The organism is Streptomyces sp. NPDC001970 (assembly GCF_053594115.1).
Genome location: NZ_JBSFDW010000022.1, coordinates 59,455 through 84,885, shown reverse-complemented (window position 1 = coordinate 84,885; position 25,431 = coordinate 59,455). Strand labels below are relative to the sequence as shown.

Below are 25,431 nucleotides of genomic sequence, written 5' to 3'. Positions count from 1 at the left end.
CCTTCGATTTCTTCGGGCCCTGTGGGCATTGCCGACGACCGGCTGCTGGATGAGCAAAACGCTGTCGACATCTCCTACCAGATGGTCTTCGGACGTCGCCGCCGGCCGTGAGGGGCACGGATCTGGGACGCGTCAGCAGGGGGCGAAGGGGTCCCCTGGGGAACGGTCCTCCAGCCGCTCGCCGACGAGCGGATCTTGCGGTCAGGAAAGCCGATGGGCGGCGCGCATCGAGTGCGCGCCGCCCGCGGAACCACTCGATGAGGCGCGGCGGCCGCGACGCCTGGCAGGGCAAGGGCTGCTGCGCGCCCCTGGCGCCGCGTCACTTGCGTCTGGCGGAGCCGAGTCGGACGCCTGCGGCTGCCGCCCGGGATGCTCTTGCTGCTGACCGGCGGCGGGGTCAGGACGCGGCGGGTTCCTTCGCAGTCGCCTCCCTGGCGGGCAGTAGCCGGGGAACCAGGCGGACGTAGGCGACCATGCCGAGGACTTCGACGAGGGTTTGGGTGACCACGACGACCGCGGCCACCGCAAGTGCGTCGGGCAGTGCCAGGGCCAGCGGCAGCACGACCAGGGAGTTGCGGGTCGCGCCGGTGAAGACGATCGCACGCCCGGCGCCGGTGTCGAGTCGGAACAGCCGGGCCACGGCCTTTCCGGCGAACGCCATGACCAGCAGGAACACGGCGTAGAAGGGAACGACGGCGGCAACGTCGGTCAGGCTGCCGCCGAGCTTGGGGACCTGGGAGGCAACCACGGTCAGCAGAGTCGCGGCCATGAGCGGCACCATCGTGGTGGTCGCCGCGTCGGAGACCTGCTGTCCGGCCGGGCGGCGCGCGGCCCACGCCTGCAGGGCCCAGGCGAGCGCGAGGGGGATGACGATCAGGAACACGAAGGCTTCGAGGAACGGGCCGACCTCGACGATGTCGGCCAGTCCGGAACCCATGAACAGGTACAGGAACCCCGGCAGCAGCAGCATCTGGGCCACGAGCAGCAGCGGGGTGGCGGCCAGCAGGCGGCGGCTGGAGCCACCGGCCAGTCCAGAGAACACGATCACGTAGTCGACGCACGGGCACAGCAGCACCAGCAGCACCCCGACCCGCACGGCCTGGTCGGTGGGCAGGAACGTGAACATCGCCGCGACGACCAGCGGCACCATCACGAAGTTCACCACCAGGGCCGCGGACAGGAAGCGCCCGTCACGCAGCGAGCGAACCAGCTCAACGGCCGGGACCTGGAGGAAGGTCACGAACAGCAGGGCACCGAGTACCGGGTTGATCGCGTGCTCCAGCCCTGGGCCGGCGGCCGGGGCCAGCCAGCCCAGCAGCCCACCGGCGGCCATCGCCGCGAGGTAGATCGCGACCTGGTGGCGCTCCATCCGCTCGACCAGGCCCTGCGGTCCCTGCTGCGACACCCTGACTGCTCCCATGTGGTCCTACGGACCGCCGGGCGGCAGTCACTCGCCCATCCTCACAGGTCACGCCGCCGGCTCGGACACCAGCACTGCGCCGCCTCACCGCGATGGCGTGCTGTCCGTCGCCGCCGGCCGAAGGTCGTCGTCACCGGCATCCGGATGCCGCGCATGAACTCCCTTATGGAGCGCTGGATACAGACGTGCCGGCGCGAGCTCCTGGATCGCACCTTGATCTGGAACCAGAGCCACCTCCTGCACGCGCTCCGCGAGTTCGAGTCCTTCCACAACTGGCGTCGACCGCACCGAGCGCTGAAGCAAGCCGCGCCACTTCGCCCACTACCCAAACCGATCAACGTGCCGGCAGAGATGAAGCATCTTGAGGTCCGGCGACGAGACCGACTCGGCGGAACCCTGCACGAGTACCAACATGCCGCCTGAGCAGGCCGGATGATGTATCGGCACCCGCAGACGCGGACGACCGCCCACCATCCGCTCGCTATCGGCACCCGCAGGCCCTGGCGGCATCCATCGCCGGACCGCTCGGAATCGCGATCACAGCCTGCGGCCTGCCTTCCAGTGCCGGCGTCGGTCCTTTTGCACGGGCAATGGAACTCCTCACGGCGCCGGCGACGTTTTTCATCGACGGTGCCGCTACGCGGCGAGCTGCCCATTTGATGTTTCCTTGACGTCGACCTGCTGCCTGTCCATGGGACGCGTCACGAACGCCGGTGACATGGGGGAGGGCCGGGCGTCAGCGAACCTCCATGGAGTGGACTAACAGGGAGGCAACGGCTGGATGTCGCTGCAGTTGCGGACTGTCAAGGTGGCATCAGGTCAATCGGCAGGCGTGCCAGGAAAGCGCTAGCGCCCTGTCCGTGAGCGCTGGTGTGGCGCTTCACTGTCCCAGCCGGTCCACCGGCACCGCTCCTGGCCCCCGTGTTCCCCACGCCCGGTAGGGCTCGGGCGGCTCCGTTCATCGTTCTCTGTTCCGGGGTTTCTTCATGTCCGACGTGGTTTTTATCGTGCTCACCTTCGCGGTCTTCGGCCTTCTCGGGCTGGCGGCCAAGGGGGCGGAGCGGCTGTGAGCATCGAGAACATTGTCGGCCTGATAGTCGCGGTGTACCTGGTGGTCTACCTGGTCCGCTGCCTGAACTTCCCGGAGCGGTTCTAGTGAATGAGACTCTCGCGGGCTGGCTCCAGATCATGGCCCTCATGGGCGCGCTGGCGCTGAGCTACCGTCCGCTCGGCGACTACATGGCGCACGTCCTGACCGCCGGCAAGCACTGGCGGCTGGAGCGTGTGTTCTACCGCGTAGGCGGTGTGAACGGAGACGTCGAGCAGCCGTGGGGCGCGTATCTGCGCAGCCTGCTGGCTTTCTCGCTGGTTTCCATTCTCTTCCTCTACGGGTTCCTGCGGCTGCAGAACCACTTTCTGCTGTCGCTCGGAATGAAGGGGATGGCGCCGGACCTGGCGTTCAACACAGCGGCGGCCTTCGCCAGCACCACTCAGTGGCAGGCGTACTCGGGCGAATCAGCGCTGGGCCACTTGGTGCAGATGACAGGCCTGGCGGTGCAGGACTTCGTCGGGGCCGCTGTCGGCATCGCTGTGGTGGCCACATTGATCCGCGGCTTCACGCGGAAGAAGACCGCCCACGTCGGCAACTTCTGGGTGGACTTGACCCGCATCGTGCTGCGTGTGCTGCTGCCGATCTCGTTCGTCTTCGCGATCGTGCTGGTCGCCGCGGGCGCCATCCAGAACTTCCACGGCTTCCAGTCGATCACGACCATCGCGGGGGACCACCAGACCCTCACCGGTGGCCCGGTCGCCTCCCAAGAGTCGATCAAGGAGCTCGGTAGCAGCGGTGGCGGCTTCTACAACGCCAACTCCGCCCACCCGTTCGAGAGCCCCAACGCCTTCACCAACATCCTGGAGATCTACCTCCTGATGGTGATCCCCATCTCCCTGCCGCGCACCTTCGGCACGATGATCGGTGACAAGCGGCAGGGCTACGCGATCATCGCCGTGATGGGCGTGATCTGGGCCGCCTCGGTCGCCATCATCACCGTGAACGAGCTGCACAGTGTGGGCAGCCAGGCCGGCCACTTGGCCGGCGGCATGATGGAGGGCAAAGAGCAGCGGTTCGGCGTGTGGGGCTCGGCGCTGTTCGCGGCGTCGACCACGCTCACCAACACGGGCGCCGTCAACTCCTTCCACGACTCGTTCTCGCCGATGGGCGGCGGGATGGCGCTCTTCAACATCATGCTCGGTGAGATCGCCCCCGGCGGTGTCGGTTCCGGCCTCTACGGCTTCCTCGTCCTGGCGATCATCACGGTGTTCATCGCGGGACTCATGGTCGGCCGCACCCCGGAGTACCTGGGCAAGAAGATCGGCGGCCGCGAGATGAAGTTCGCCTCCCTCTACATCCTCACCACCCCGGCGCTCGCCCTGATCGGCGCCGGCGTCGCCATGGCGCTGCCGGGTGAGCGCGCGGGCATGCTCAACTCCGGCCCGCACGGCTTCTCCGAAGTCCTGTACGCCTTCACCTCGGTCGCCAACAACAACGGCTCGGCCTTCGCTGGTCTGACCGTCAACACCGTCTGGTACAACGTGGCGTTCGGCCTGGTTGGCCTCTTCGGCCGCTTCCTGCCGATCGTGTTCGTCCTTGCGCTGGCCGGCTCTCTGGCCCAGCAGCGGCCGGTCCCGGCCACGGCGGGCACCCTGCCCACCCACCGGCCGCAGTTCGTCGGCCTGCTGACGGCCGTGATCGTGATCGTCGTCGGCCTCACCTACTTCCCGGCCCTCGCGCTGGGTCCGCTCGCGGAAGGTCTGTCCTGATGTCCCTGACCACCCTCGAACCGCCCGCCGCGCCGGGGGACGCTCCGACCGGGCCGCGGGAGCCGCACCGGGTCTCCGGCGGCATGCTGGACCCGAAGCAGCTGGTCACCTCGCTCCCCGACGCGTTCAAGAAGCTCGACCCCCGGATGATGATCAAGAACCCGGTCATGTTCGTGGTCGAGGTCGGCGCGGTCCTGACCACCCTCTCGGCGATCAAGGACCCGAGCAACTTCGCCTGGGTCATCACCGTGTGGCTCTGGCTGACCGTCGTCTTCGCCAACCTGTCCGAGGCCGTGGCCGAGGGCTGCGGCAAGGCGCAGGCGGAGACCCTGCGGCGGACCAAGACCGACACCGTCGCGCGTCGGCTCACCGACTGGCGGCCGGGAGCGACCTCGCTCCGCGAGGAGGAGGTGCACGCCTCCGGGCTGCGCCTGGGCGATGACGTGGTCGTCGAGGCGGGGCAGATCATCCCCGGCGACGGTGACGTCGTCGAGGGTGTCGCCTCGGTCGACGAGTCGGCGATCACCGGTGAGTCGGCCCCGGTCATCCGGGAGTCCGGTGGCGACCGCTCGGCGGTCACCGGCGGCACCAAGGTCCTGTCGGACCGGATCGTCGTCAAGATCACGTCCAAGCCTGGTGAGACCTTCATCGACCGGATGATCGCCCTGGTCGAGGGCGCCTCCCGGCAGAAGACGCCCAACGAGATCGCGCTCAACATCCTGCTCGCCTCGCTGACCATCGTCTTCCTGCTCACGGTCGTCACCCTGCAGCCGTTCGCGATCTACGCGGGCGCCGAGCAGAGCATCGTCATCCTCGTGTCCCTGGTCGTCGCGCTCATCCCGACGACGATCGGTGCCCTGCTGTCGGCGATCGGCATCGCCGGCATGGACCGCCTGGTGCAGCGCAACGTGCTGGCCATGTCCGGCCGTGCGGTCGAGGCCGCCGGTGACGTCAACACCCTGCTGCTGGACAAGACCGGCACCATCACCCTCGGCAACCGCCAGGCGGCGGAGTTCCTGACCGTCGGCTCTGTCACCGTCGAGGAGCTCGCCGACGCGGCGCAGCTGTCGTCGCTGGCCGACGAGACCCCCGAGGGCCGTTCCGTGGTCGTCCTGGCGAAGGAGAAGTACGGTCTGCGGGCCCGCCACGAGGGCGAGCTCGGCCACGCCGAGTTCGTGCCCTTCACCGCCCAGACCCGGATGTCCGGCGTCGACGTCGACGTCGACGGCCGCCAGGTCCGCAAGGGCGCCGCGTCCGCGGTGACCGCGTTGGTCGCCGAGAACGGCGGCACCATCGCCCCCGACGCGCAGCGCACCGTCGACACCATCTCCGCCACCGGCGGCACGCCGTTGCTGGTCGCTGTCAAGGACGGCGAAGGCGCCCGCGTGCTGGGCGTCATCCACCTGAAGGACGTCGTCAAGGACGGCATGCGGGAGCGGTTCGACGAGCTGCGGCGGATGGGCATCCGCACGGTGATGATCACCGGTGACAACCCGCTGACCGCCAAGGCGATCGCCGAGGAGGCGGGCGTCGACGACTTCCTGGCGGAGGCCACTCCCGAGGACAAGATGGCGCTCATCAAGCGGGAGCAGGCCGGCGGCAAGCTCGTCGCGATGACCGGCGACGGCACCAACGACGCCCCGGCCCTGGCCCAGGCCGACGTGGGCGTGGCCATGAACACCGGTACCTCGGCCGCCAAGGAGGCCGGGAACATGGTGGACCTCGACTCCAACCCGACCAAGCTCATCGAGATCGTCGAGATCGGCAAGCAACTCCTCATCACCCGCGGCGCGCTGACGACCTTCTCCATCGCCAACGACGTGGCGAAGTACTTCGCGATCATCCCCGCGATGTTCGCGGTGGTCTACCCGGGCCTGGACAAGCTGAACATCATGCAGCTGCACAGCCCGACGTCGGCGATCTCCTCGGCGATCATCTTCAACGCCCTGATCATCGTGGTGCTGATCCCGCTGGCGCTGCGCGGCGTGCGCTACCGGCCCGCCTCGGCGGCCTCGCTTTTGAACCGCAACATCTGGGTCTACGGGCTGGGCGGACTCGTGCTCCCGTTCGTCGGCATCAAGCTGATCGACCTGGTCATCCAGTTCATCCCCGGATTCAGCTGACAGAAGAAGGCAACCCATCATGCACGGCTCTCTTCCCACCGCGGTCCGGAACCATCTGGCCGCGCTGCGGATGCTGCTGGTGTTCACCGTGATCACCGGCATCGTCTATCCGCTGGCCGTCACCGGAGTCGCCCAGGCGGTCTTCTCCGACCAGGCCAACGGCTCCAAGGTCACCCAGGACGGCAAGACCGTCGGCTCCAGCCTGATCGGCCAGAGCTTCAACCTGCCCAAGAAGAACCCGGACGACACCGAGGAGGTGGCCGAGCCCGACCCCAAGTGGTTCCAGCCGCGTCCCGGCGGCTACGACCCGCTGGTCACCGGCGCCTCCAACCTCGGACCGAACGACGAGGGGCTGCTGAAGACCATCAAGGAGCGCCGCGCCGCGGTCGCCGAGTTCGACGGCGTCGCGCCCGAGGACGTCCCGGTCGACGCCATCACGGCCTCCGGCTCCGGCCTCGACCCGCACATCTCGCCCGACTACGCCTACCAGCAGGTCAACCGGGTCGCCCAGGCCCGTGGCCTGGTCGCCGCCACCGTGCGCAAGCTGGTGGACGACCAGATGCAGGACCGGATCATCGGCTTCCTCGGCCAGGAGCGGGTCAACATCGTGGAACTCAACCTCGCGCTCGCCGGCCTCAAGTGACGCCGTGACGCGATCGGTCCAACCGCACCACGCCGCCCGCGGCGCAGGGAACACCTGCGCCGCGGGCGGCGTGACACCCACGCAAGGACTCCCGGTGACGCAACCAGTCGTCCCGGCCACGGCCGCCGGCACCGCCCCGCGCCGTCCTGGCAGACTCGAGCGGACGGGCCTTGGGGAGCATCCGACCGCCTGGGCATGACCGTTCACGGTCGCTCAACGCCGGCTCTGTCCGCTGTCGTTGATGTCGCCGGGTGATGTCAGGTTGGATGGTCGTATGGAGCGTGTCGAGGCTGAGCTGTTCACGGATGGTGGCAACAGTGCACTGGTGCGCCTGCCAGGTCGCCGCTTCCTCGGTGTACTGATCCAGGGGTGACTCTCTCTCCATCCTCCGTAGCGACGTCGCTGAAGTGGTGGAGGCCTTCGACCAGGGCGACGCGGCTGGAGCCCGCGAAACTGCCGGCCTTCTCCCGGACGACCTCGACGCGCTGCTCGCGCGCTACTCCGCTGCGCTGGAAGCCCACGAGATCCCGCTGCCTCACCGGCCCTGAGCTCTGAGCTTGGGAAGCACTGATCGTCTCGCGCTGAAACCAAGCCTGACCTGCTGCCATTGCCCGGACCACCACCTGTGACGGCCGCTCGCTGCATCCGTGGTTGACCGGTGTTCCCTGCCCTGACTGGTGCGCATCTGGTGCGGTAGCCGCTTGCGATGATGTCAGCGTGGGAAGTCAGCGGAACAGCCCCGGGACCGGGCAGGGCTCCGGAGACCCATCCGGACGGTCCATCCACTGCCACCAGACGTGTCGGCTGGGGCACCGCCACAGCCCGAACACCGACTACCACGTCTGGAAGCGGCTGCTTCGGGACGCGGACGTGCGGGACGGTCGTCTGCGTGACGCACGTCACACCGCGGCGACAGCCCTTCTCCTCCTCGGCGTCCCGGACGTCGTCGTGGACTCGATCACGGGCTGGGAGCCCGGGGGAGCGGCCAGGATGCGCGCCCGGTACACGCACATCACCGGGCCGATGCTGCGGAAGGTCGCGCAGCAGGTCGGCGATGCCCTCTGGGAGCCGCCCAAGGCCAACTGGGACGGAAACCGAGACGGAGCACGACGAAGGCCCCGACCGCGGACGGTCGGGGCCTTCGTCGAATTGCCCGGTGAGAGCAATGGCGGAGGATACGAGATTCGAACTCGTGAGGGGTTGCCCCCAACACGCTTTCCAAGCGTGCGCCCTAGGCCTCTAGGCGAATCCTCCGCCGGAAACATTACATGACGGCGAGGAGTGCTCGCGAACTCGTTCTCCACCCCCACCATCAGGTACTCTGTGCGGAGCCCCTCACGTGGCGCTATCTGACTGAACTCCCCCAGGGCCGGAAGGCAGCAAGGGTAGGTCGGCTCTGGCGGGTGCGTGAGGGGCGTTTTGCGTTCCGTAGCGGGTCCTGAGCGTGGTTCCGCGGTGGATCTGTGCGGCGGGGCCGGTTGTCGGTGCGCCCCGATAACCTCGTAGGCGTGTCGTCCCTCGCGCTGTACCGCCGCTACCGTCCCGAGTCCTTCGCCGAGGTCATCGGGCAGGAGCATGTCACCGACCCGCTGCAGCAGGCGCTGCGGAACAACCGGGTCAATCACGCGTACCTGTTCAGCGGGCCGCGCGGCTGTGGCAAGACGACCAGTGCGCGCATCCTCGCGCGGTGCCTGAACTGCGCGCAGGGACCCACGCCGACGCCCTGCGGGGAGTGCCAGTCCTGCCAGGACCTCGCCCGGAACGGGCCGGGCTCGATCGATGTCATCGAGATCGACGCCGCGTCGCACGGTGGTGTGGACGATGCCCGTGAGCTGCGGGAGAAGGCGTTCTTCGGGCCCGCGTCGAGCCGGTACAAGATCTACATCATCGACGAGGCCCACATGGTCACGTCGGCGGGCTTCAACGCCCTGCTGAAGGTGGTCGAGGAGCCCCCGGAGCATCTCAAGTTCATCTTCGCCACGACCGAGCCCGAGAAGGTCATCGGGACGATCCGGTCGAGGACGCATCACTATCCGTTCCGGCTCGTGCCGCCCGGGACGCTCAGGGACTACCTGGCGGAGGTGTGCGGCCGGGAGGGCATTCCCGTCGAGGACGGGGTGCTTCCGCTGGTCGTGCGGGCCGGTGCCGGGTCGGTGCGTGACTCGATGTCCGTGATGGACCAGCTGCTCGCCGGTGCGGCCGACGACGGTGTGACGTATGCCATGGCGACGGCCCTGCTCGGGTACACGGACGGGTCGCTGCTGGACGCGGTCGTGGACGCCTTCGCGGCGGGGGACGGGGCCGCGGCGTTCGAGATCGTGGACCGCGTCGTCGAGGGCGGGAACGATCCGCGGCGCTTCGTCGCCGATCTGCTGGAGCGGCTGCGCGACCTGGTGATCCTCGCGGCGGTGCCGGACGCGGCGGAGAAGGGGCTGATCGACGCCCCCGCCGATGTGGTCGAGCGGATGCAGGCGCAGGCCCAGGTGTTCGGGGCCGCCGAGCTCAGCCGAGCCGCGGATCTCGTCAATACTGGGCTCACGGAGATGCGCGGCGCGACCTCGCCGCGGCTGCAGCTGGAGCTGATCTGTGCCCGGGTGCTGCTCCCCGCGGCCTTCGACGACGAGCGTTCGCTGCAGGCGCGGCTCGACAGGCTGGAGCGGGGGGCCACCTTCTCGACGGGCGCGCAGGCGCCGGCCATGGGGTACGTACCGGCGACGGACGCCCATATGCCGCCCGGCCCCGTGGGCCCCGTCGGCGGGCCGACCGCCGCGCGCTCGGCGGTACGGTGGCAGGCCCCCGAGCCGCAGGCCGCTCCGGCCGCGGCGTCCGAGGTCCAGGCTCCGCCCGCGCCTGCCCAGGAACCCGCCGCCGCACCGCGGCCCGGTGCCTGGCCCGGCGCCGCGACCGCCGGTGCCGTTGCGGTCCCCACTTCGCAGAGCCCCGCCTCCCAGACCGCCGCCCCGCAGGGCCCCGCATCCCAGGACTCCGCCGCGCCCGCCCCGGCGGCCCAGCGCCCCGGCGCCTGGCCCTCCGCCGCCGCCCCGGGCCAGGGGCGGCCCGCCGCCACCCCGGCCCCCGCTCCGGCTCCGACGGCCGGGCCTGCCACGCCCTCCGCTTCTCCCGCCCCGCAGCCGGCCCAGGCCGTCGCGCCGGGAGCCGCCCAAGGCGCGGCCCAGGTACGGAACATGTGGCCCGGCATCCTGGAGGCGGTCAAGAACCGCCGCCGGTTCACCTGGATCCTGCTCAGCCAGAACGCCCAGGTGGCGGGCTTCGACGGCACGACCCTCCAGATCGGCTTCATCAATGCCGGTGCCCGTGACAATTTCGCGAGCAGCGGCAGTGAGGACGTGCTGCGGCAGGCACTCGCCGAGCAGTTCAACGTCCAGTGGAAGATCGAGGCGATCATCGACCCCTCGGGCGGCGTCGGTCAGCCCCCGGCCGGCCCCGCCGGCGGCGGCGGTGGCGGCTACGCGGGCCGTCCCCCGGCGGCCCCCGCGCCCGCCGCCGCGCCGCCTCGCCCGGCGCAGCACGCGCCTCAGGCGGCGCCGGCCCCCCAGGCTCCGCAGGGCCAAGGCCCCGCGCCGCAGTCGTCCGCCCCCGAGCCCGCGCATGCGACGCCCACCGCCGCAGGCCCGCGGTCGCAGGGACATGCGCAGCCTCAGCCGGTGCCCGTCGCGCCCGAGGACGACATCCCGGAAGAGGATGATCCGGACCTTGTGGACTCCGCGCTCTCCGGCCACGACCTGATCGTGCGGGAGCTCGGCGCCACGGTCGTGGAGGAATACACGAACGAGTAGGGACGGGAGCTTCGGTGGCCCGCACAAGGGTACCGGCACCGCGCGGGCTACCCTGGCTGCCGTGAAGGTCCTCGTCATCGGCGGCGGCGCCCGCGAACACGCCCTGTGCCGCTCTCTCTCCCTCGACCCCGACGTCACCGCTCTGCACTGCGCGCCCGGCAACGCCGGAATCGCGGGGGTCGCCGAGCTGCACCCGGTGGACGCCCTCGACGGCGCCGCCGTGGCCGCGCTCGCCACCGAGCTCCGGGCGGACCTGGTCGTCGTCGGCCCCGAGGCGCCCCTCGTCGCCGGTGTCGCCGACGCCGTACGGGCCGCGGGCATCGCCTGCTTCGGCCCGTCCCGCGAGGCCGCCCGGCTGGAAGGCTCCAAGGCCTTCGCCAAGGAGGTGATGGCCTCGGCGAACGTGCCCACCGCCCGCTCGTACGTGTGCACCACCCCCGAGGAGATCGACGAGGCCCTCGACGCCTTCGGGGCCCCGTACGTCGTCAAGGACGACGGACTCGCCGCCGGCAAGGGCGTCGTCGTGACCGGCGACCCGGAGAAGGCCCGCGAGCACGCGCTCGCCTGCGAACGCGTCGTCATCGAGGAGTACCTCGACGGGCCCGAGGTCTCCCTCTTCGCCATCACCGACGGCGAGACCGTGCTTCCCCTCCAGCCCGCCCAGGACTTCAAGCGCGCGCTGGACGACGACGAGGGCCCGAACACCGGCGGCATGGGCGCGTACTCCCCGCTCCCGTGGGCCGACCCCAAGCTCGTCGACGAGGTCATGGCGACCGTGCTCCAGCCCACCGTGGACGAGCTGCGCCGCCGCGGCACCCCGTTCGCGGGACTCCTGTACGCCGGTCTGGCGATCACGAGCCGTGGCGTGCGGGTCATCGAGTTCAACGCCCGATTCGGCGACCCCGAGACCCAGGTGGTCCTCGCCCGCCTCAAGACCCCGCTCGCGAGCGTCCTGCTCAACGCGGCGCGCGGCACGCTCGACGTCGAGCCCCCGCTGAACTGGCACGACGACGCCGCCGTCACCGTCGTGATCGCCTCGCACAACTACCCGGGTACACCGCGCACCGGCGACCCGGTCGAGGGACTCGACGCGGTCGCGGAGCAGGATTCGCCGTACGCGTACGTCCTGCACGCCGGGACCCGGCAGGAAAGCGACGCGATCGTGAGCGCCGGCGGCCGTGTGCTCTCGGTGACCGCCACCGGATCGAACCTGACGCAGGCCCGCGAGCGCGCGTACGCGGCAGTCGGCCGTATCCGGCTCGACGGTTCGCAGCACCGTACGGACATCGCACGCAAGGCCGCGGAAGGCTGATCCCACGGCCGCCGACGGCCGTCATCACCTTTGCCCAAAGCCATTCCATCGAGTGACGGCTGCCCCATCCGGATGACGCCTGTCGACGCCCCAACTAGGGTGCGGCGCAGGCATTCCGGCACTTGGCCCACCGGCATTGCGATGTCGGTGGCGGGTGCCACAGTGGGGGAGTGAGCTACACCGCCGCAGGGCAGAGGGGGTGAGTCCGGCCGTGTCCGGAACCGGTATCGGTGAGGAGGCGGGCGCGCTGTCTGCGCGCTCCCGAGCCCTCGCCTTGCTGCGCATCCGCAGCAGGGCGCTGGCCGTCGCGCTGCTGCCCGCGGCCGTCGCCGTCGTCCTGCTCGCAGGCGAGGCCACGGGACGTACGGGCGGCGGAAGCTGGGAGACCGCCCGCTGGGTCGCGACGGTCACCGCGGTCGTGGTGCTGCTCGTCGCGGCGGCCGTCGCCGCGGTGATCGCCCGGGCCAGGCCGGCCGTCAGCCCGACGGTGGAGCTGGCCGAGAAGGCGGCCCCGGATCTGTACCGGCTGGTGGAGGACCTCGCCGGCCGACTGGACGTCCCCGTGCCGTCCGCGATAGCCCTCACGCCGGACTGCGACAGCTGGCTCGAGGACCGTACGCATCCGGCGACCCAGGCGAAACAGGCCGCCGGGCGCCCCGGCAGCCGACCGCCCGGCGCGATACCGGGCGGCGTCCGCCGTTCTGCCGACGCACCTGTGCTGGTCATCGGCTCGCCCTTCCTGTGGTGGATGCGGGTGGCCGAGCTGCGGGCCGTGCTCGCCCCGGTCGTCGCCGGTACGGGCCCGTCCGCACACCCGGACATAGCCGCCGCCCGCCGTTTCGTGCGCGGATTGGACGCAGCGGTGGGCGCCGCCGCCCGCCCCGGGCTCGGTCCGATACGCGGCCCGGCGCTGGGCCTGGCAGGCGGGGTCGCCAAGGTCCTGCTGCGCAGCTGCCGTGGCCATGCCGCCCAGATGGAGCGGGGCGTCGCCGCCGCCGCGTCCGAGCGCGCACAGACTGTGGACTACGGTCTGCGGATCGTCGCCCAGGAGCAGGTCGGGCTCGCCTATGCCGGCTGGGACCGGCTGCTGACCCGGGTCGCGCTGCCCGCCTGGCGGATGGGGCGCTGGCCCTCCCGCCTCGACGCCGGCGTGGTCTCCGCGCTGACCGAGCTGTCCCGTCGCGACCGGCTGGCGGAGGGCTTCGCTTCCCGGCTGGGCGAGCGCCCCGCCTGCGATCTCCTGGAGGAGCCCGGCGCGGTCGACGAGGCCGCATCGTTGCTGGCCGCCCGCCTCTTCCACGGCGGCCCGGCCGAGGGTGGCGCCGACTGGTCGCCGGTGGACTGGCAGGCGTATCCGGATGAGGTCGTCGACCGCAAGTGGCGTACGGAGGCGGCCCGGCTGCACCGCGTCCTGGACGCGATGGGGGTCCGCCCCGCCGCGGCGCCCGCAGGGCCGACCCTCGCCCGGGTCGTGGACTACCTCTCCGGCGCCGGTCCCGGCTGTAAGGGTGATGCGGGCGCCGCCGTACCCGCGGCCGCTCCCGGAGCCGCAGGTGCCGGGCATGCGCCGGCCGACCCCGGGTCCGGCCGCCCCGCGACAGAGTCGCCCGAGGCCGCCGACGCCGCAGCCGCCGCCACCGCCGCCGTCGAGGAACCCGGCGAAGACGCCGGCCGTCTCCCCGCGTCCGCCGTCCCCGGCGCCGCGCTCGCCGTCAGGATCAGCGCCGAGGTGGCACGCGAAGAGGCCGCGCGTGAACGGTCCGCGGGCGCCACGGCATGCGGCGCCCCCGTCGCCGACCCGGTGAGCGGCGCCGCGGCCATGTGGGGCACGGACCCGCTGCCCCTCTTCCCGCTCCTGCCGCCCCGCTCCGACCGCGAGCTGCTCGCCGACCACGTCACCGCCATGGTCTGCTGCGCGGCCGTCGACACCGCGGGTGCCGTGCCCGGGCTCGACTGGCTCGACGGACCGGCCCTCCTCATACGCGGCGAGCGCAGCGCGGACCTGGGCGGCCGGGTGCTGAGCCTGGTCGAGGACGGCGATCCGGGGCCCCTGCGCGACTGGTTCACCTCCGTCGGAATCCGCTCCGAGAAGCCCGTCCGCCTGGTCTGAGACCGGACCTGAGCGGAATAGCGCATTCCGTTCACGTCAATTCACGACGAACGGTGACGGAGTGCGTGCGTTATGTGATGTGCTGGGACTGGCACTGACAGCAGGCGCTTCCATCGACCGCTGTCGGCACGGGTGTCAGCAGCCCGTCGTGGTCATCAACGGCTTTCATCACCAGCGGTCGCGGGGGAGTCGAAGGAGGGGCGCCATGGGGGCGGAGCAGATCCGGCGGTGGGAATCGGGCGCCCTCGCCCACGCCGTCACCGACCCCTTCGGCCAGGGCCCTCTGCCCTGGCTGCGCGGCAGCGAGCACTACTTCGACGACACCGGCCAGGTCGTTCCGTGGTACGCGGACCCCGATCGCGGCCGGAGCGCCCGCGGCCCCCGCACCGCCGACGACGTACGCCGCCAGATCAAGGGCTTCGCCTCCACCGGCGCCGTCGCCCCGGGCGAGGCCATCGACTTCCATGTGACGGTCGACCCGCCGCAGCAGTTCTCCGTCGACGTCTACCGGATCGGTCACTACAGCGGCGACGGCGCTGCCAAGATCACCACGAGCCCTCGCCTCTCCGGCATCGTCCAGCCACCCCCGCTCACCGCCGACCGCACGGTCTCCTGTCACCACTGGTGGCTCTCCTGGCGGCTGCAGATCCCCTCCTTCTGGTCGATCGGGGCCTACGTCGCGGTCCTGACCACCGCCGACGGATACCGCTCGCACATCCCCTTCACCGTCCGCGACAGCCATCCGGCCGATCTGCTCCTGCTGCTCCCCGACGTCACCTGGCAGGCGTACAACCTCTATCCGGAGGACGGCCGCACCGGCGCCAGCCTGTACCACGCCTGGGACGAGCACGGCCGGCTCCTCGGCGAGGAGGACGCCGCGATCACGGTCTCCTTCGACCGCCCGTACGCGGGCGCGGGCCTCCCCCTGCACGTGGGGCACGCGTACGACTTCATCCGCTGGGCCGAGCGGTACGGCTACGACCTCGCCTACGCCGACACCCGCGATCTGCACGCCGGCCGGGTCGACCCCACCCGCTACCGGGGCCTGGTATTTCCCGGCCACGACGAGTACTGGTCGGCGCCCATGCGCCGCACCGCCGAGCTCGCCCGCGAGCACGGCACATCCCTCGTCTTCCTCTCCGCCAACACCATGTACTGGCAGGTCGAGCTCGGCCCGTCCCCCTCCGGCGTCGGCGACCGACTCCTCACCTGCCGCAAGCGCCGAGGCCCCGGCCGCCCCGCCCTCTGGCGCGAGGTCGACCGCGCGGAGCAGCAGCTGCTCGGCATCCAGTACGTGGGCCGGGTCCCCGAGCCCCACCCTCTGGTGGTCCGCAACGCGGAGCACTGGCTCTGGGAGGCGACCGGCGCGGGCGACGGTGACGAGATCCCGGGCCTGGTCGCCGGCGAGGCCGACCGCTACTTCCCCCGCACCCCGCTCCCCGATCACCAGGGCCGCATCCTCCTCGCGCACTCGCCCTACCAGGACGGCGACGGCGTCCTCCGCCACCAGGAGACGTCCCTCTACCGCGCCCCCTCAGGTGCTCTCGTCTTCGCGTCCGGCACGTTCGCCTGGTCCCCGGCCCTCGACCGCCCCGGCCATGTGGACACCCGTATCCAGCGCGCGACGGCCAATCTCCTCGACCGCATCTGCAAGCGCGACTGACCACAGGACCCCCACGGGGGCCGGTCCGCGTCGCATACGGGAGAATCGAAGCGCTCCTGGATCAATCTACGCGGAGGAACCGTGTCCGGATTCGTAGAAAAGCCCGAGCCGCTTCAGGTTCCGGGTCTGACCCACCTCCACACGGGCAAGGTGCGCGACCTGTACGAGACCGAGGCCGGTGAGCTCGTGATGGTCGCGAGCGACCGGATGTCCGCGTACGACTGGGTGCTGCCCACCGAGATCCCCGACAAGGGGCGGGTCCTCACACAGCTGTCCCTCTGGTGGTTCGATCGCCTCGCGGACCTCGTCCCCAACCATGTGATCTCCACCGACCTCCCGGCCGGGGCCCCCACCGACTGGGCGGGCCGCACGCTCGTCTGCAAGGCCCTGGAGATGTTGCCGGTCGAGTGCGTCGCCCGTGGCTATCTCACCGGCTCCGGCCTCGCCGAGTACGAGCAGTCCCGCACGGTCTGCGGCCTCGCCCTCCCCGAAGGCCTCGTGGACGGCTCCGAGCTCCCGGCCCCGATCTTCACCCCCGCCACGAAGGCGGCCGTCGGCGACCATGACGAGAACGTGCCGTACGAGGAAGTCGTCCACCAGGTCGGCGCCGAGACCGCCGCCCTGCTGCGCCAGAAGACCCTCGCCGTCTACGGCCGCGCCCGCCACATCGCCCGTGAGCGGGGGATCATCCTCGCGGACACCAAGTTCGAGTTCGGCTTCGAAGGCGAGCAGCTGATCATCGCTGACGAGGTGCTGACCCCGGACTCCTCGCGCTTCTGGCCCGCCGACCAGTGGCAGCCCGGCCGCGCCCAGCCCTCGTACGACAAGCAGTACGTGCGCGACTGGCTGACCTCCCCGGCCTCCGGCTGGGACCGCAGGAGCGAACAGCCGCCGCCCGCGCTGCCGCAGGACGTCGTGGACGCGACCCGCGCCAAGTACGTGGAGGCGTACGAGCGGCTGACCGGTACGAGCTGGTCCTGAGCACGACGAAGCCCCCGGCCGGTCGGCCGGGGGCTTCGTTCGTACAGAGCGGACGACGAGATTCGAACTCGCGACCCTCACCTTGGCAAGGTGATGCTCTACCAACTGAGCCACGTCCGCATGCGCCGTAGCGCGGGAACCACTATACCCAACCTCGCTCGCGTGCGAGGCGCACCGCCGTGTGCCGGTTCTCGGCGCCGGGCTTCGCGGCCGCCGACGACAGGTAGTTGCGGACCGTTTCCTGGGACAGTGAGGCCCGCTCCGCGATCTCCGCGATGGGCGCCCCGTCCCCGGCCGGTTCCAGCACCTCGGCCTCGCGCGCGGTGAGCGGCGAGTCGCCGGCGGAGATCGCGGCGCGGGCCAATTCGGGGTCCACGTAACGGTTTCCCCGGTGGACGGTGCGGATGTTCTCGGCGAGCTGCTGGGCGCTGAGGGGCTTCGGCACGAAGCCGCGCACCCCCGCCGCGAGGGCCCGCTTCAGATGCCCAGGGCGACCGTGGCCGGTCACGATCATGGTCCGGCACTCCGGCAGCTCGGCCCGCAGCGATGTGGCCACGTTCACACCGTCGGCGCCCGGCATCCGGAGGTCCAGCACCGCCACATCGGGCCGGTGGGCCCGCGCCATGGCGAGCGCCTCGGGTCCGGAGGCCGCCTCGGCGACGACGAGATCCTCCCCGAGCCCGAGCAGCGCGGCGAGCGCCACCCGGATGAGGTGCTCGTCGTCAGTTCTCGGGTGCGGATCTCGATGCGCCGTCCGTCCGCAGATGGCCGCAGGGTGAGCGGCAGCCGCGCCGCAGGGACGCCCTCATGGGAGACGGAAGCGGAGACGGGAGGGGCGCGAGGCGGTCACCTCCGCCGGGGTTGCGGACACCACGATCCGCCCCTGGTGCATGATCGCCAGGCGATCGGGGGGCGCCTCCGCCTCCTCCAGGTAGTGCGTGGTCAGCAGCACGGTCGTCCCGCCGTCCCGCAGGCGGCGCACCAACTCCAGGTGTCCCGGCGCCCTTCCGCGTCGAGCCCCGTCGTCGGCTCGTCGAGAAGGAGGACCTCGGGGCTGCCGAGCAGGGCCGGCGCCAGATCGAGCCGCCGCCGCTCCCCGCCGGAGAGCTGCTTGACGCGCACACCGGATTGGCCGCCGAGGCCGACCATGTCCAGTGCCTCCGCCACCGGGCGGGCGCCGCTCGTGCAGCCGGCCCACATCCGCACGGTCTCGGTGACCGTCAGTTCGGAGGGAAAGCCGCCTTCCTGGAGCATGACCCCGATCCGGGGGCGTACGGCGGCCCGTTCGCGGTCGGGTCGTGGCCGAGCACCCGTACGGTGCCGCCGCTCGGGGCGGCCATGCCCTCCAGCAGTTCGACCGTGGAGGTCTTGCCCGCGCCGTTCGTGCCGGGCAGCGCGAAGAGCTCACCGCGCGCCAGGGAGAAGGTGATTCCGCTCACGGCCTCGAAGTCGCCCGCGCAACTGCGGCCCAGTTCACCGGCTTCGATCACGTGTCTCATGGAGCCATCGGTCTTCATGCTGCAAGGCTTCCGCCGGATCGGGGCGTCGGGCAGTGCGCGCTGTCATCACCGCAGATGACAAATGTCAGTGCCGATGGCGGGAGGGGAACGACGAAGGCCCTGGTCGTGATGACCAGGGCCTTCGCTCTCTGAGCGGACGACGAGATTCGAACTCGCGACCCTCACCTTGGCAAGGTGATGCTCTACCAACTGAGCCACGTCCGCATTGCTGCCGCTCAGCTCTCACTGGGCGGTGCGTTCACCACTGTACCTGATCCACCGGAGTGGTCGATGAGTGGTGCGGAGCGGGTGACAGGAATTGCACACTGCGCCTTCCCTCTGGAAGAGGGCTGTTCTGCTACTGAACTACACCCGCACGCTCCGCGAGGTCCGGCCTTCCGGCCTCGCCCCTCGGCGTGATCCAGACTCTAGCCCACCTGCGGGGGTGGAGTGCAACTCGGTTCGTCGGCGACGAGGTTCCGGGGGGTCTTCTGCCGGTGTTCCGGGGTGGGTTCAGCTCGCTTCGCGGAAGGCCTCGTAGACCCGCTTGGGGATCCGGCCGCGGGCCGGCACGTCCATCTTGTTGGACTGGGCCCAGGCGCGGACGGCGGCCGGGGCGGGTTCGAGTGCGGTGTGCCGGTACTCCGCGCGGGCCTTGCCCGCGTGCCTGGACGCCTTGCGTCCTGCCGCCACGTATGGGGCGAGTGCGTTGCGCAGTTTCTCTGCATTGGCGGGATTCAGGTCGATCTCGTACGACTTCCCGTCCAGGCCGAACGTGACCGTTTCCGCCGCTTCTCCGCCGTCGATGTCGTCGAAGAGCGTGACCACTACGCGCTGAGCCACGGATATCGGTCCTTTCCTGCGGTTTCGCCGTGTCGGGACCGGTCGGATGCGACCGGATCGCGACCGGATTGCCATCCGGTCGGTGTTGACATGCGGCGGTACCGGTATTCCGGCTGATGCGTGGGCAATGCTGCTTTCCGCTGTATTCCTTTGTACAGCGGTCGGCATCGCATTGTGAAGCCCAGCCAATTGCATCAGCGTGTCTTCCGCAATGGGGCGGGAAGGTTTTTCTCTGGATTTTCACATGGGGTTTCACCGGGGCTCTCCGGATATCTATGCGCGTAGATTTTTCGGGCGGGTACGCTGAGGGAACCGCCTTCAGCACCACACCACCGGGAGTGCCAGTGGCACGCGTCGTAGTCGACGTCATGCTCAAGCCGGAGATCCTCGACCCGCAGGGGCAGGCGGTGCAGCGCGCACTGCCCCGCCTGGGCTTCGACGGGATCGCCGACGTACGTCAGGGAAAGCGCTTCGAACTCGAGGTGGAAGGGCCCGTCGACGACGCCGCCCTCGCCCGCATCCACGAGATGGCCGAAACGTTCCTCGCCAACACCGTCATCGAGGACTTCGTCGTAAAGGTGGAGTCGTGACAGCTCGCATCGGAGTCGTCACCTTCCCCGGAACGCTCGACGACCGGGACACACTGCGTGCCGTCCGTATCGCGGGCGCCGAGCCGGTGTCGCTGTGGCACCGCGACAAGGACCTCAAGCAGGTCGACGCGGTCGTCCTGCCCGGTGGCTTCTCCTACGGCGACTATCTGCGGGCCGGAGCGATCTCCCGCTTCTCGCCGGTGATGGAGACGATCATCGACCAGGCGAAGGCCGGAATGCCGGTTCTCGGCATCTGCAACGGCTTCCAGGTGCTCACCGAGACGCACCTGCTCCCCGGTGCGATGCTGCGCAACAACCACCTGCACTTCATCTGCCGTGACCAGAAGCTCCGCGTCGAGAACGCGGACACCGCCTGGACGGCCGACTACGAAGCGGGCCAGGAGATCTCCGTCCCGCTCAAGAACATCGACGGCCGGTACGTCGCGGACGAGCGCGTCCTCGACGAGCTGGAGGCCGAGGGCCGTGTCGCGTTCCGCTACGTCGACGTGAACCCCAACGGCTCGCTGCGCGACATCGCCGGCATCACCAACGCCGCCGGCAACGTCGTCGGCCTGATGCCGCACCCCGAGCACGCCGTGGAGCCGCTGATCGGGACCGGCCGCACCGACGGCCTCGGATTCTTCACCTCGATCCTGAAGAAGCTGGTCAACGTCTGATGACTCTCGACACCGTCAAGCACGCCACCGAGACGCCCGAGGTCGAGCAGCCCTGGAAGGAGCTCGGCCTCAAGGAGGACGAGTACGCGCGCATCCGCGAGATCCTCGGCCGCCGGCCCACCGGCGCCGAGCTCGCCATGTACTCCGTCATGTGGTCCGAGCACTGCTCGTACAAGAGCAGCAAGGTCCACCTGCGCCAGTTCGGCGAGAAGGCCCCCGAGAACGACGCCCTCCTCGTCGGCATCGGCGAGAACGCCGGCGTCGTGGACGTCGGCCAGGGGTACGCGGTCACCTTCAAGGTCGAGTCGCACAACCACCCCAGCTACATCGAGCCCTACCAGGGCGCGGCCACCGGCGTCGGCGGCATCGTCCGCGACATCCTCGCCATGGGTGCCCGCCCGGTCGCCGTCATGGACCCGCTGCGCTTCGGCGCGGCCGACCACCCCGACACCAAGCGCGTCCTGCCGGGCGTCGTCGCGGGCATCGGTGGCTACGGCAACTGCCTGGGCCTGCCGAACATCGGCGGCGAGGTCGTCTTCGACTCCTGCTACCAGGGCAACCCGCTGGTCAACGCCCTGTGCGTGGGCGTCATGAAGCACGAGGACATCCACCTCGCGAAGGCGTCCGGCGCCGGCAACAAGGTGATCCTGTACGGCGCCCGTACCGGCGGCGACGGCATCGGCGGCGTGTCGGTCCTGGCGAGCGAGACCTTCGATTCGACCGGCCCGGCCAAGCGCCCGGCCGTCCAGGTCGGCGACCCGTTCCAGGAGAAGCTCCTCATCGAGTGCACGCTCGAGATCTTCAAGGAGCAGCTGGTCGCGGGCATCCAGGACCTCGGCGGCGCCGGTCTGTCCTGCGCCACCAGCGAGCTCGCCTCCGCCGGCTCCGGCGGTATGCGGGTCGAGCTCGACACCGTGCCGCTGCGTGACGCGACGCTCTCGCCCGAGGAGATCCTCATGAGCGAGTCGCAGGAGCGCATGTGCGCGATCGTCGAGCCCCAGCACGTCGACCGCTTCCTGGAGATCTGCGAGAAGTGGGACGTCATCGCCACCGTCATCGGCGAGGTGACGGACGGCGAGCGCCTGGAGATCTTCTGGCACGGCGAGCAGATCGTCGACGTGCCGCCGCGGACCGTGGCGCACGAGGGCCCGGTGTACGAGCGCCCCTACGCCCGCCCCGAGTGGCAGGACGCGCTGCAGGCCGACGACGCGGGTGCGCTGCCCCGTCCGGCGACCGCCGAGGAGCTGCGCGCGCAGGTGCTCAAGGTCGTCGCGTCGCCGAACCAGGCGTCGAAGGCGTGGATCACCGGCCAGTACGACCGCTTCGTGCAGGGCAACACCGTGCTCGCCCAGCCCGAGGACTCCGGCATGATCCGGATCGACCCGGACACCAACCTCGGTGTCGCGGTCGCCACGGACGGCAACGGCCGGTTCGCGAAGCTCGACCCGTACACGGGCGCGCAGCTCGCCCTGGCCGAGGCGTACCGCAATGTCGCCGCGTCGGGTGCCAAGCCGCTCGCGATCTCGGACTGCCTGAACTTCGGCTCGCCCGAGGACCCGGCCGTCATGTGGCAGTTCGCCGAGGCCACGCGCGGCCTGGCGGACGGCTGCCTGCAGCTCGGCACGCCGGTGACCGGCGGCAACGTCTCGCTCTACAACCAGACGGGCGAGACGGCGATCCACCCGACGCCGGTCGTGGCCGTCCTCGGTGTGATCGACGACGTCACGCGCCGTACGCCGATCGCCTTCGCCGAGGAGGGCCAGCTGCTCTACCTGCTGGGCGAGACGCGCGAGGAGTTCGGCGGCTCGGCCTGGTCGCAGGTCGTCCACGACCACCTCGGCGGCCTGCCGCCGAAGGTCGACCTGGACCGGGAGAAGCTGCTCGGCGAGATCCTGATCTCCGCCTCCCGCGACGGCATGGTCGACGCGGCGCACGACGTGTCGGACGGCGGCCTGATCCAGGCGGTCACCGAGTCGTGCCTGCGCGGCGGCAAGGGCGCGCGCCTGGTCGTCCCCGACGGCCTCGACGCGTTCACGTTCCTCTTCAGCGAGTCGGCGGGCCGCGCGGTCGTCGCCGTCCCGCGCAGCGAGGAGCTCCGCTTCACCGACATGTGCGGCGCGCGGGGTCTGCCGGCGACGCGGATCGGTGTGGTCGACGGGGACGCGGTGGAGGTGCAGGGCGAGTTCGGCATTCCGCTGAGCGAGCTGCGCACCGCGCACGAGGAGACCATTCCGGCTCTGCTCGCCTGAGGCCTGAGGCCTGACGCCAGGCGCCCTGCTCGGACGCGTTCGCGGCCCCGCTCCCACCAGGGAGCGGGGCCGCGTGCCGTCGGAGCGCGGGCTCCCGGCTCAGGCTGCGGCGGCGTGCCAGAACGCGTCCGACTCGTCGATGTCCTCGACACATTCGTCGATGTCGCTGATCTTGCCGCCGACGATGGTGAAGAACAGCCCGTTGTTCATCTCGATCCCGCGGTCGCCGCACTCGGCGAAGGTCCGGTGGAAGGCCATGACGTGTCCGCGGCCGTCGGCGGACACCGTCCTCAGGTCGGTCCGGTAGGTGCCATGCGTCAGCTCGGCGAGCTTCCCGTAGAGCTCCAGCACCGCGTCGCGGCCCTTGTGGTGCCCGGAGACCGGGTTGTTCCCGGGAACGTGGTGGACGACGTCCGCTGTCGTCATGGACGCGAGGGTGTCCCAGTCGCCTTTGCGGAATGCTTCGTAGCCGCGGCGTACGAGGGCGCTGTCCGGGTGCTCAGCCATGATCGTTTCACGCCTTTCGTACGAGTACGTCCGTGATGGATCCGCCCTCTCCCATCCTCCGCCGGGTCCGTACCACCTGCCAGGCGGAGCCGTCCGCAGGCGATGCCGTACCCCGTGGCCCAGGGGCGGCGAACAGGGCGCGTACGCCGGCCGGGTCCGTCGTGGCGTCGTACACACCGTGCCCGGGCAGCCCGCACTCGCCGCGGCAGAGGACCGGCTGCGGGTCGCGGCGGTGGGATGAGGGCACCTCCCGGGCGAAGCTCCGGGGGAGGCTAGCCTCGCTCCATGCCCCCGGCCAGGAAGCGCACCCGCAGCTATGACTCCGCCAAGATCCGTGCCGCCGTGCTCGCGCAGTTCGGGCATGTGCGGGAGGCGGTGTGGGCGTTGACGCCCGAGCAGCTCGACCTGCCCACGCGGCTCGGCGACTGGACCGTCCGCGAGCTGGCCGCCCACTTCGCGCTCGCGGTCGGGTCCGTCGCCCGGAACGCCGGACAGCCGGAGCCGCCGAAGCGGGACGTCGCGCTGCTGGACTGGCCGTTCACGACGGCCGAGCGGGCCGGGGTGATCGACGAGGACACGCGCGCCATCACCGAGGCGGCCCAGGACCTCGACGCGCTCCACGCGCTGTACGAGCGCACCGCCGCGGAGCTCGCCGACACACTGGCGGCGACCTCCGACGACCGGTTGATCCAGGCCCGGACGGGAGCGATGCGGCTCGGCGACCACCTGGTCACCCGGACCGTCGAACTCGTCGTCCACACCGACGACCTCAACGCCGCGACCGGCCTCGACGTCCCGTACGACCGGCAGGCGCTCGCCGCTTGCGTACGGCTGCTCGCGGACGCGCTCGCCGTGAAGGCGCCCGGTGGCTCGGTGGAGGTGCGGATCCCGCCGTACGCCGTGGTGCAGTGCGTCGAGGGGCCACGGCACACGCGTGGCACCCCGCCGAACGTCGTCGAGACCGACCCGTTGACCTGGATCCGGCTGGCGACGGGGCGTACGGAGTGGCGTGAGGCGGTCGGCGCGGCGAAGGTGAGCGCGAGCGGGGAGCGGGCCGACCTGTCCGGGTTGCTGCCCCTGCTGGGCTGAGCCGCCGTTCCGGCCGGGCCGACGAGGGAACCGCTGTCGCGGCCGCACCGTCACATCGGCATGCGAACCAAGCTGATCGTTCCCGTCGCGGCCGCCGTGACCGCCGTCCTCACGCTCACCGCCTGTGGCACGGAGGCCGGCTCGGACTCGGGCTCGGGCAGCGCGGGCGGTTCCGTACGGCCCGAGGTGCCCGTCACCGGCATCCACTGGACCGTCCAGAGCGTCACCGTCGGCGGGAAGAAGACCGCGGCCCCCGAAGGCGCCCACGTCGAGATCGGCACCAAGGGCCGGGCCACCGGCAACTCCGGCTGCAACCACTTCGGCGCCGACGTCACCGTCGAGGGCGACACGATCACGGTAGGACCGGTCGAGACGACCCTCATCGGCTGCCCGGACGACCTGGCGGCCTTCGAGCAGGCGATGACCAAGGCGTTCTCCGGCACGCTCACGGCGAAGCTGTCGGACAGGAACCAGAACCTCACCCTGACGACGGCGAGCGGCGACTCCATCGCCCTGACCAGGCAGACCGCCGCCCCGCTCGTCGGCACCGAGTGGACGGTCACGTCCCTGCTGACGGGCGACACGGCTGCCTCCCTGCCGGCCGGCACGGAGAAGAAGGCGCACTTCGTCTTCGGCAAGGACGGTTCCGTACGCGGCAGCCTCGGCTGCAACACCTTCAGCGGCGCCGCGAAGATCTCCGGATCCGAGATCACCTTCGGCCGGCTGGCCACCACACGCAGGATGTGCCCGGGCCCCGAGACGACCCTGGAGCGGGCCGTGGCCAAGGTCCTGCGGGGCAGGGTGACGTACGAGCTGCAGCACCGCGGCCTGACCCTCACCGCGCAGGGCGGCGAGGGGCTGGCGGCGACGGCCGGCTGAGCTCGCGGACGGGCCCTGTGCGGTCGGCATGTCGGCGCTCCATGAGCGTGACCGTGCGGTCACCGATGGTCTGCGGTGGGCCGGAGCCTCGCGGGGCGCACAAGGGCTCGGCAGCGGCCTGCCGGGACAGTGCGGAGAGTGATGTGCGGCACGCCTCCGGACGTCCCCCAACGGCCCGTACAAGCCCCCAAAGGCTTCGTTACGCGGCTTTTGTGGGAACCTCCGAGCC

General features: G+C 70.8%; 20 protein-coding genes, 4 tRNA genes, 1 other RNA gene and 4 pseudogenes. 19 read left to right on the top strand and 10 right to left on the bottom strand.

Features of this window, described 5'->3' with window-relative positions; translation table 11 throughout:
- Positions 1-397: 397 nt before the first annotated feature.
- Positions 398-1,420: an arsenic resistance protein gene (locus tag ACWCP0_RS25120; RefSeq protein WP_451081039.1), complete on the bottom strand. Its 1,023-nt coding sequence runs from the start codon at positions 1,418-1,420 to the stop codon at positions 398-400.
- Between the two features lie 120 nt (positions 1,421-1,540).
- Here ACWCP0_RS25120 and ACWCP0_RS25115 point away from each other — a divergent pair.
- From ACWCP0_RS25115 to ACWCP0_RS25080, 8 genes and pseudogenes are all read left to right on the top strand, one after another.
- Positions 1,541-1,843: pseudogene (locus ACWCP0_RS25115) on the top strand (integrase core domain-containing protein); the annotation flags it as partial.
- 643 nt (positions 1,844-2,486) lie between these two features.
- Positions 2,487-2,576 (top strand): K(+)-transporting ATPase subunit F, encoded by a 90-nt coding sequence (locus ACWCP0_RS25110; protein ID WP_451081038.1) that lies wholly within the window; start codon positions 2,487-2,489, stop codon positions 2,574-2,576.
- Complete coding sequence (kdpA, locus tag ACWCP0_RS25105; RefSeq protein WP_451081037.1) at positions 2,576-4,240, top strand: potassium-transporting ATPase subunit KdpA; 1,665 nt, start codon at positions 2,576-2,578, stop codon at positions 4,238-4,240. Before ACWCP0_RS25110 ends, kdpA begins: the two co-directional genes overlap by 1 nt.
- On the top strand, positions 4,240-6,363 hold the full coding sequence (gene kdpB, locus ACWCP0_RS25100; RefSeq protein WP_451081036.1) for a potassium-transporting ATPase subunit KdpB: 2,124 nt from the start codon (positions 4,240-4,242) through the stop codon (positions 6,361-6,363). The genes kdpA and kdpB overlap by 1 nt, the downstream gene beginning before the upstream one ends.
- A 19-nt stretch (positions 6,364-6,382) precedes the next feature.
- Complete coding sequence (gene kdpC, locus ACWCP0_RS25095; protein ID WP_451081035.1) at positions 6,383-7,006, top strand: potassium-transporting ATPase subunit KdpC; 624 nt, start codon at positions 6,383-6,385, stop codon at positions 7,004-7,006.
- 241 nt (positions 7,007-7,247) lie between these two features.
- Entirely contained in the window at positions 7,248-7,379 is a 132-nt protein-coding gene (locus tag ACWCP0_RS25090) for a DUF6959 family protein (RefSeq protein ID WP_451081034.1), read from the top strand.
- A 37-nt stretch (positions 7,380-7,416) separates the two neighbouring features.
- On the top strand, positions 7,417-7,554 hold the full coding sequence (locus tag ACWCP0_RS25085; RefSeq protein WP_451081033.1) for a DUF6959 family protein: 138 nt from the start codon (positions 7,417-7,419) through the stop codon (positions 7,552-7,554).
- 256 nt (positions 7,555-7,810) lie between these two features.
- Positions 7,811-8,083, top strand: a pseudogene (locus ACWCP0_RS25080) (site-specific integrase); the annotation flags it as partial.
- 89 nt (positions 8,084-8,172) lie between these two features.
- Here the strand turns inward: ACWCP0_RS25080 and ACWCP0_RS25075 are convergent.
- Positions 8,173-8,260: transfer RNA gene (locus tag ACWCP0_RS25075), tRNA-Ser, on the bottom strand.
- 73 nt (positions 8,261-8,333) lie between these two features.
- Here ACWCP0_RS25075 and ffs point away from each other — a divergent pair.
- The 6 genes from ffs (at position 8,334) to ACWCP0_RS25045 (ending at position 16,869) form a co-directional block, all read left to right on the top strand.
- Positions 8,334-8,428: signal recognition particle sRNA small type (ffs, locus tag ACWCP0_RS25070), an RNA gene on the top strand.
- Positions 8,429-8,514: 86 nt separating this feature from the next.
- Entirely contained in the window at positions 8,515-10,803 is a 2,289-nt protein-coding gene (locus ACWCP0_RS25065) for a DNA polymerase III subunit gamma and tau (RefSeq protein WP_451081032.1), read from the top strand.
- A gap of 61 nt (positions 10,804-10,864) precedes the next feature.
- Entirely contained in the window at positions 10,865-12,115 is a 1,251-nt protein-coding gene (gene purD / locus ACWCP0_RS25060; RefSeq protein WP_451081031.1) for a phosphoribosylamine--glycine ligase, read from the top strand.
- A gap of 211 nt (positions 12,116-12,326) precedes the next feature.
- Positions 12,327-14,225: a hypothetical protein gene (locus tag ACWCP0_RS25055; protein ID WP_451081030.1), complete on the top strand. Its 1,899-nt coding sequence runs from the start codon at positions 12,327-12,329 to the stop codon at positions 14,223-14,225.
- 205 nt (positions 14,226-14,430) lie between these two features.
- Positions 14,431-15,888: a N,N-dimethylformamidase beta subunit family domain-containing protein gene (locus tag ACWCP0_RS25050; RefSeq protein ID WP_451081029.1), complete on the top strand. Its 1,458-nt coding sequence runs from the start codon at positions 14,431-14,433 to the stop codon at positions 15,886-15,888.
- 81 nt (positions 15,889-15,969) lie between these two features.
- Positions 15,970-16,869 (top strand): phosphoribosylaminoimidazolesuccinocarboxamide synthase, encoded by a 900-nt coding sequence (locus ACWCP0_RS25045; protein WP_451081028.1) that lies wholly within the window; start codon positions 15,970-15,972, stop codon positions 16,867-16,869.
- Between the two features lie 47 nt (positions 16,870-16,916).
- Here ACWCP0_RS25045 and ACWCP0_RS25040 read toward each other — a convergent pair.
- The 6 genes and pseudogenes from ACWCP0_RS25040 to ACWCP0_RS25015 all read right to left on the bottom strand — a co-directional run bounded on the left by ACWCP0_RS25040 (position 16,917) and on the right by ACWCP0_RS25015 (position 19,211).
- A tRNA-Gly gene (locus ACWCP0_RS25040) sits at positions 16,917-16,989 on the bottom strand.
- 22 nt (positions 16,990-17,011) lie between these two features.
- The gene (locus tag ACWCP0_RS25035; RefSeq protein WP_451081097.1) at positions 17,012-17,635 is read right to left on the bottom strand and encodes a response regulator; all 624 of its coding nucleotides are present in this window, start codon (positions 17,633-17,635) and stop codon (positions 17,012-17,014) included.
- Positions 17,584-18,386 (bottom strand): annotated as a pseudogene (locus ACWCP0_RS25030) (ABC transporter ATP-binding protein); the annotation flags it as partial. The pseudogene ACWCP0_RS25030 and the gene ACWCP0_RS25035, both read right to left, overlap by 52 nt.
- Positions 18,387-18,520: 134 nt before the next feature.
- Positions 18,521-18,593: transfer RNA gene (locus tag ACWCP0_RS25025), tRNA-Gly, on the bottom strand.
- A 79-nt stretch (positions 18,594-18,672) separates the two neighbouring features.
- A tRNA-Gly gene (locus ACWCP0_RS25020) sits at positions 18,673-18,744 on the bottom strand.
- A gap of 137 nt (positions 18,745-18,881) precedes the next feature.
- The gene (locus ACWCP0_RS25015) at positions 18,882-19,211 is read right to left on the bottom strand and encodes a histone-like nucleoid-structuring protein Lsr2 (RefSeq protein ID WP_451081027.1); all 330 of its coding nucleotides are present in this window, start codon (positions 19,209-19,211) and stop codon (positions 18,882-18,884) included.
- Between the two features lie 344 nt (positions 19,212-19,555).
- On the opposite strand from ACWCP0_RS25015, the gene purS reads away from it, so the two are divergent.
- Genes purS through purL form a run of 3 tightly spaced genes read left to right on the top strand, consistent with a single transcriptional unit; the run spans position 19,556 to position 22,727 of the window.
- Entirely contained in the window at positions 19,556-19,801 is a 246-nt protein-coding gene (gene purS, locus ACWCP0_RS25010; RefSeq protein ID WP_215092426.1) for a phosphoribosylformylglycinamidine synthase subunit PurS, read from the top strand.
- Positions 19,798-20,478, top strand: a complete 681-nt coding sequence (gene purQ / locus ACWCP0_RS25005; protein ID WP_451081026.1) for a phosphoribosylformylglycinamidine synthase subunit PurQ — start codon at positions 19,798-19,800, stop codon at positions 20,476-20,478. Before purS ends, purQ begins: the two co-directional genes overlap by 4 nt.
- On the top strand, positions 20,478-22,727 hold the full coding sequence (gene purL, locus ACWCP0_RS25000; protein ID WP_451081025.1) for a phosphoribosylformylglycinamidine synthase subunit PurL: 2,250 nt from the start codon (positions 20,478-20,480) through the stop codon (positions 22,725-22,727). Before purQ ends, purL begins: the two co-directional genes overlap by 1 nt.
- A 99-nt stretch (positions 22,728-22,826) precedes the next feature.
- Here purL and ACWCP0_RS24995 read toward each other — a convergent pair whose 3' ends face one another.
- Together ACWCP0_RS24995 and ACWCP0_RS24990 are read right to left on the bottom strand one after the other, a co-directional pair.
- The gene (locus ACWCP0_RS24995) at positions 22,827-23,234 is read right to left on the bottom strand and encodes a nuclear transport factor 2 family protein (RefSeq protein ID WP_451081024.1); all 408 of its coding nucleotides are present in this window, start codon (positions 23,232-23,234) and stop codon (positions 22,827-22,829) included.
- An 89-nt stretch (positions 23,235-23,323) separates the two neighbouring features.
- Positions 23,324-23,475 (bottom strand): annotated as a pseudogene (locus tag ACWCP0_RS24990) (bifunctional DNA primase/polymerase); the annotation flags it as partial.
- A gap of 44 nt (positions 23,476-23,519) precedes the next feature.
- Between ACWCP0_RS24990 and ACWCP0_RS24985 the strand changes: the two are divergent.
- Together ACWCP0_RS24985 and ACWCP0_RS24980 are read left to right on the top strand one after the other, a co-directional pair.
- Positions 23,520-24,323: a sterol carrier family protein gene (locus tag ACWCP0_RS24985; protein ID WP_451081023.1), complete on the top strand. Its 804-nt coding sequence runs from the start codon at positions 23,520-23,522 to the stop codon at positions 24,321-24,323.
- A gap of 60 nt (positions 24,324-24,383) precedes the next feature.
- Complete coding sequence (locus tag ACWCP0_RS24980) at positions 24,384-25,202, top strand: META domain-containing protein (protein WP_451081022.1); 819 nt, start codon at positions 24,384-24,386, stop codon at positions 25,200-25,202.
- Positions 25,203-25,431: the final 229 nt, after the last annotated feature.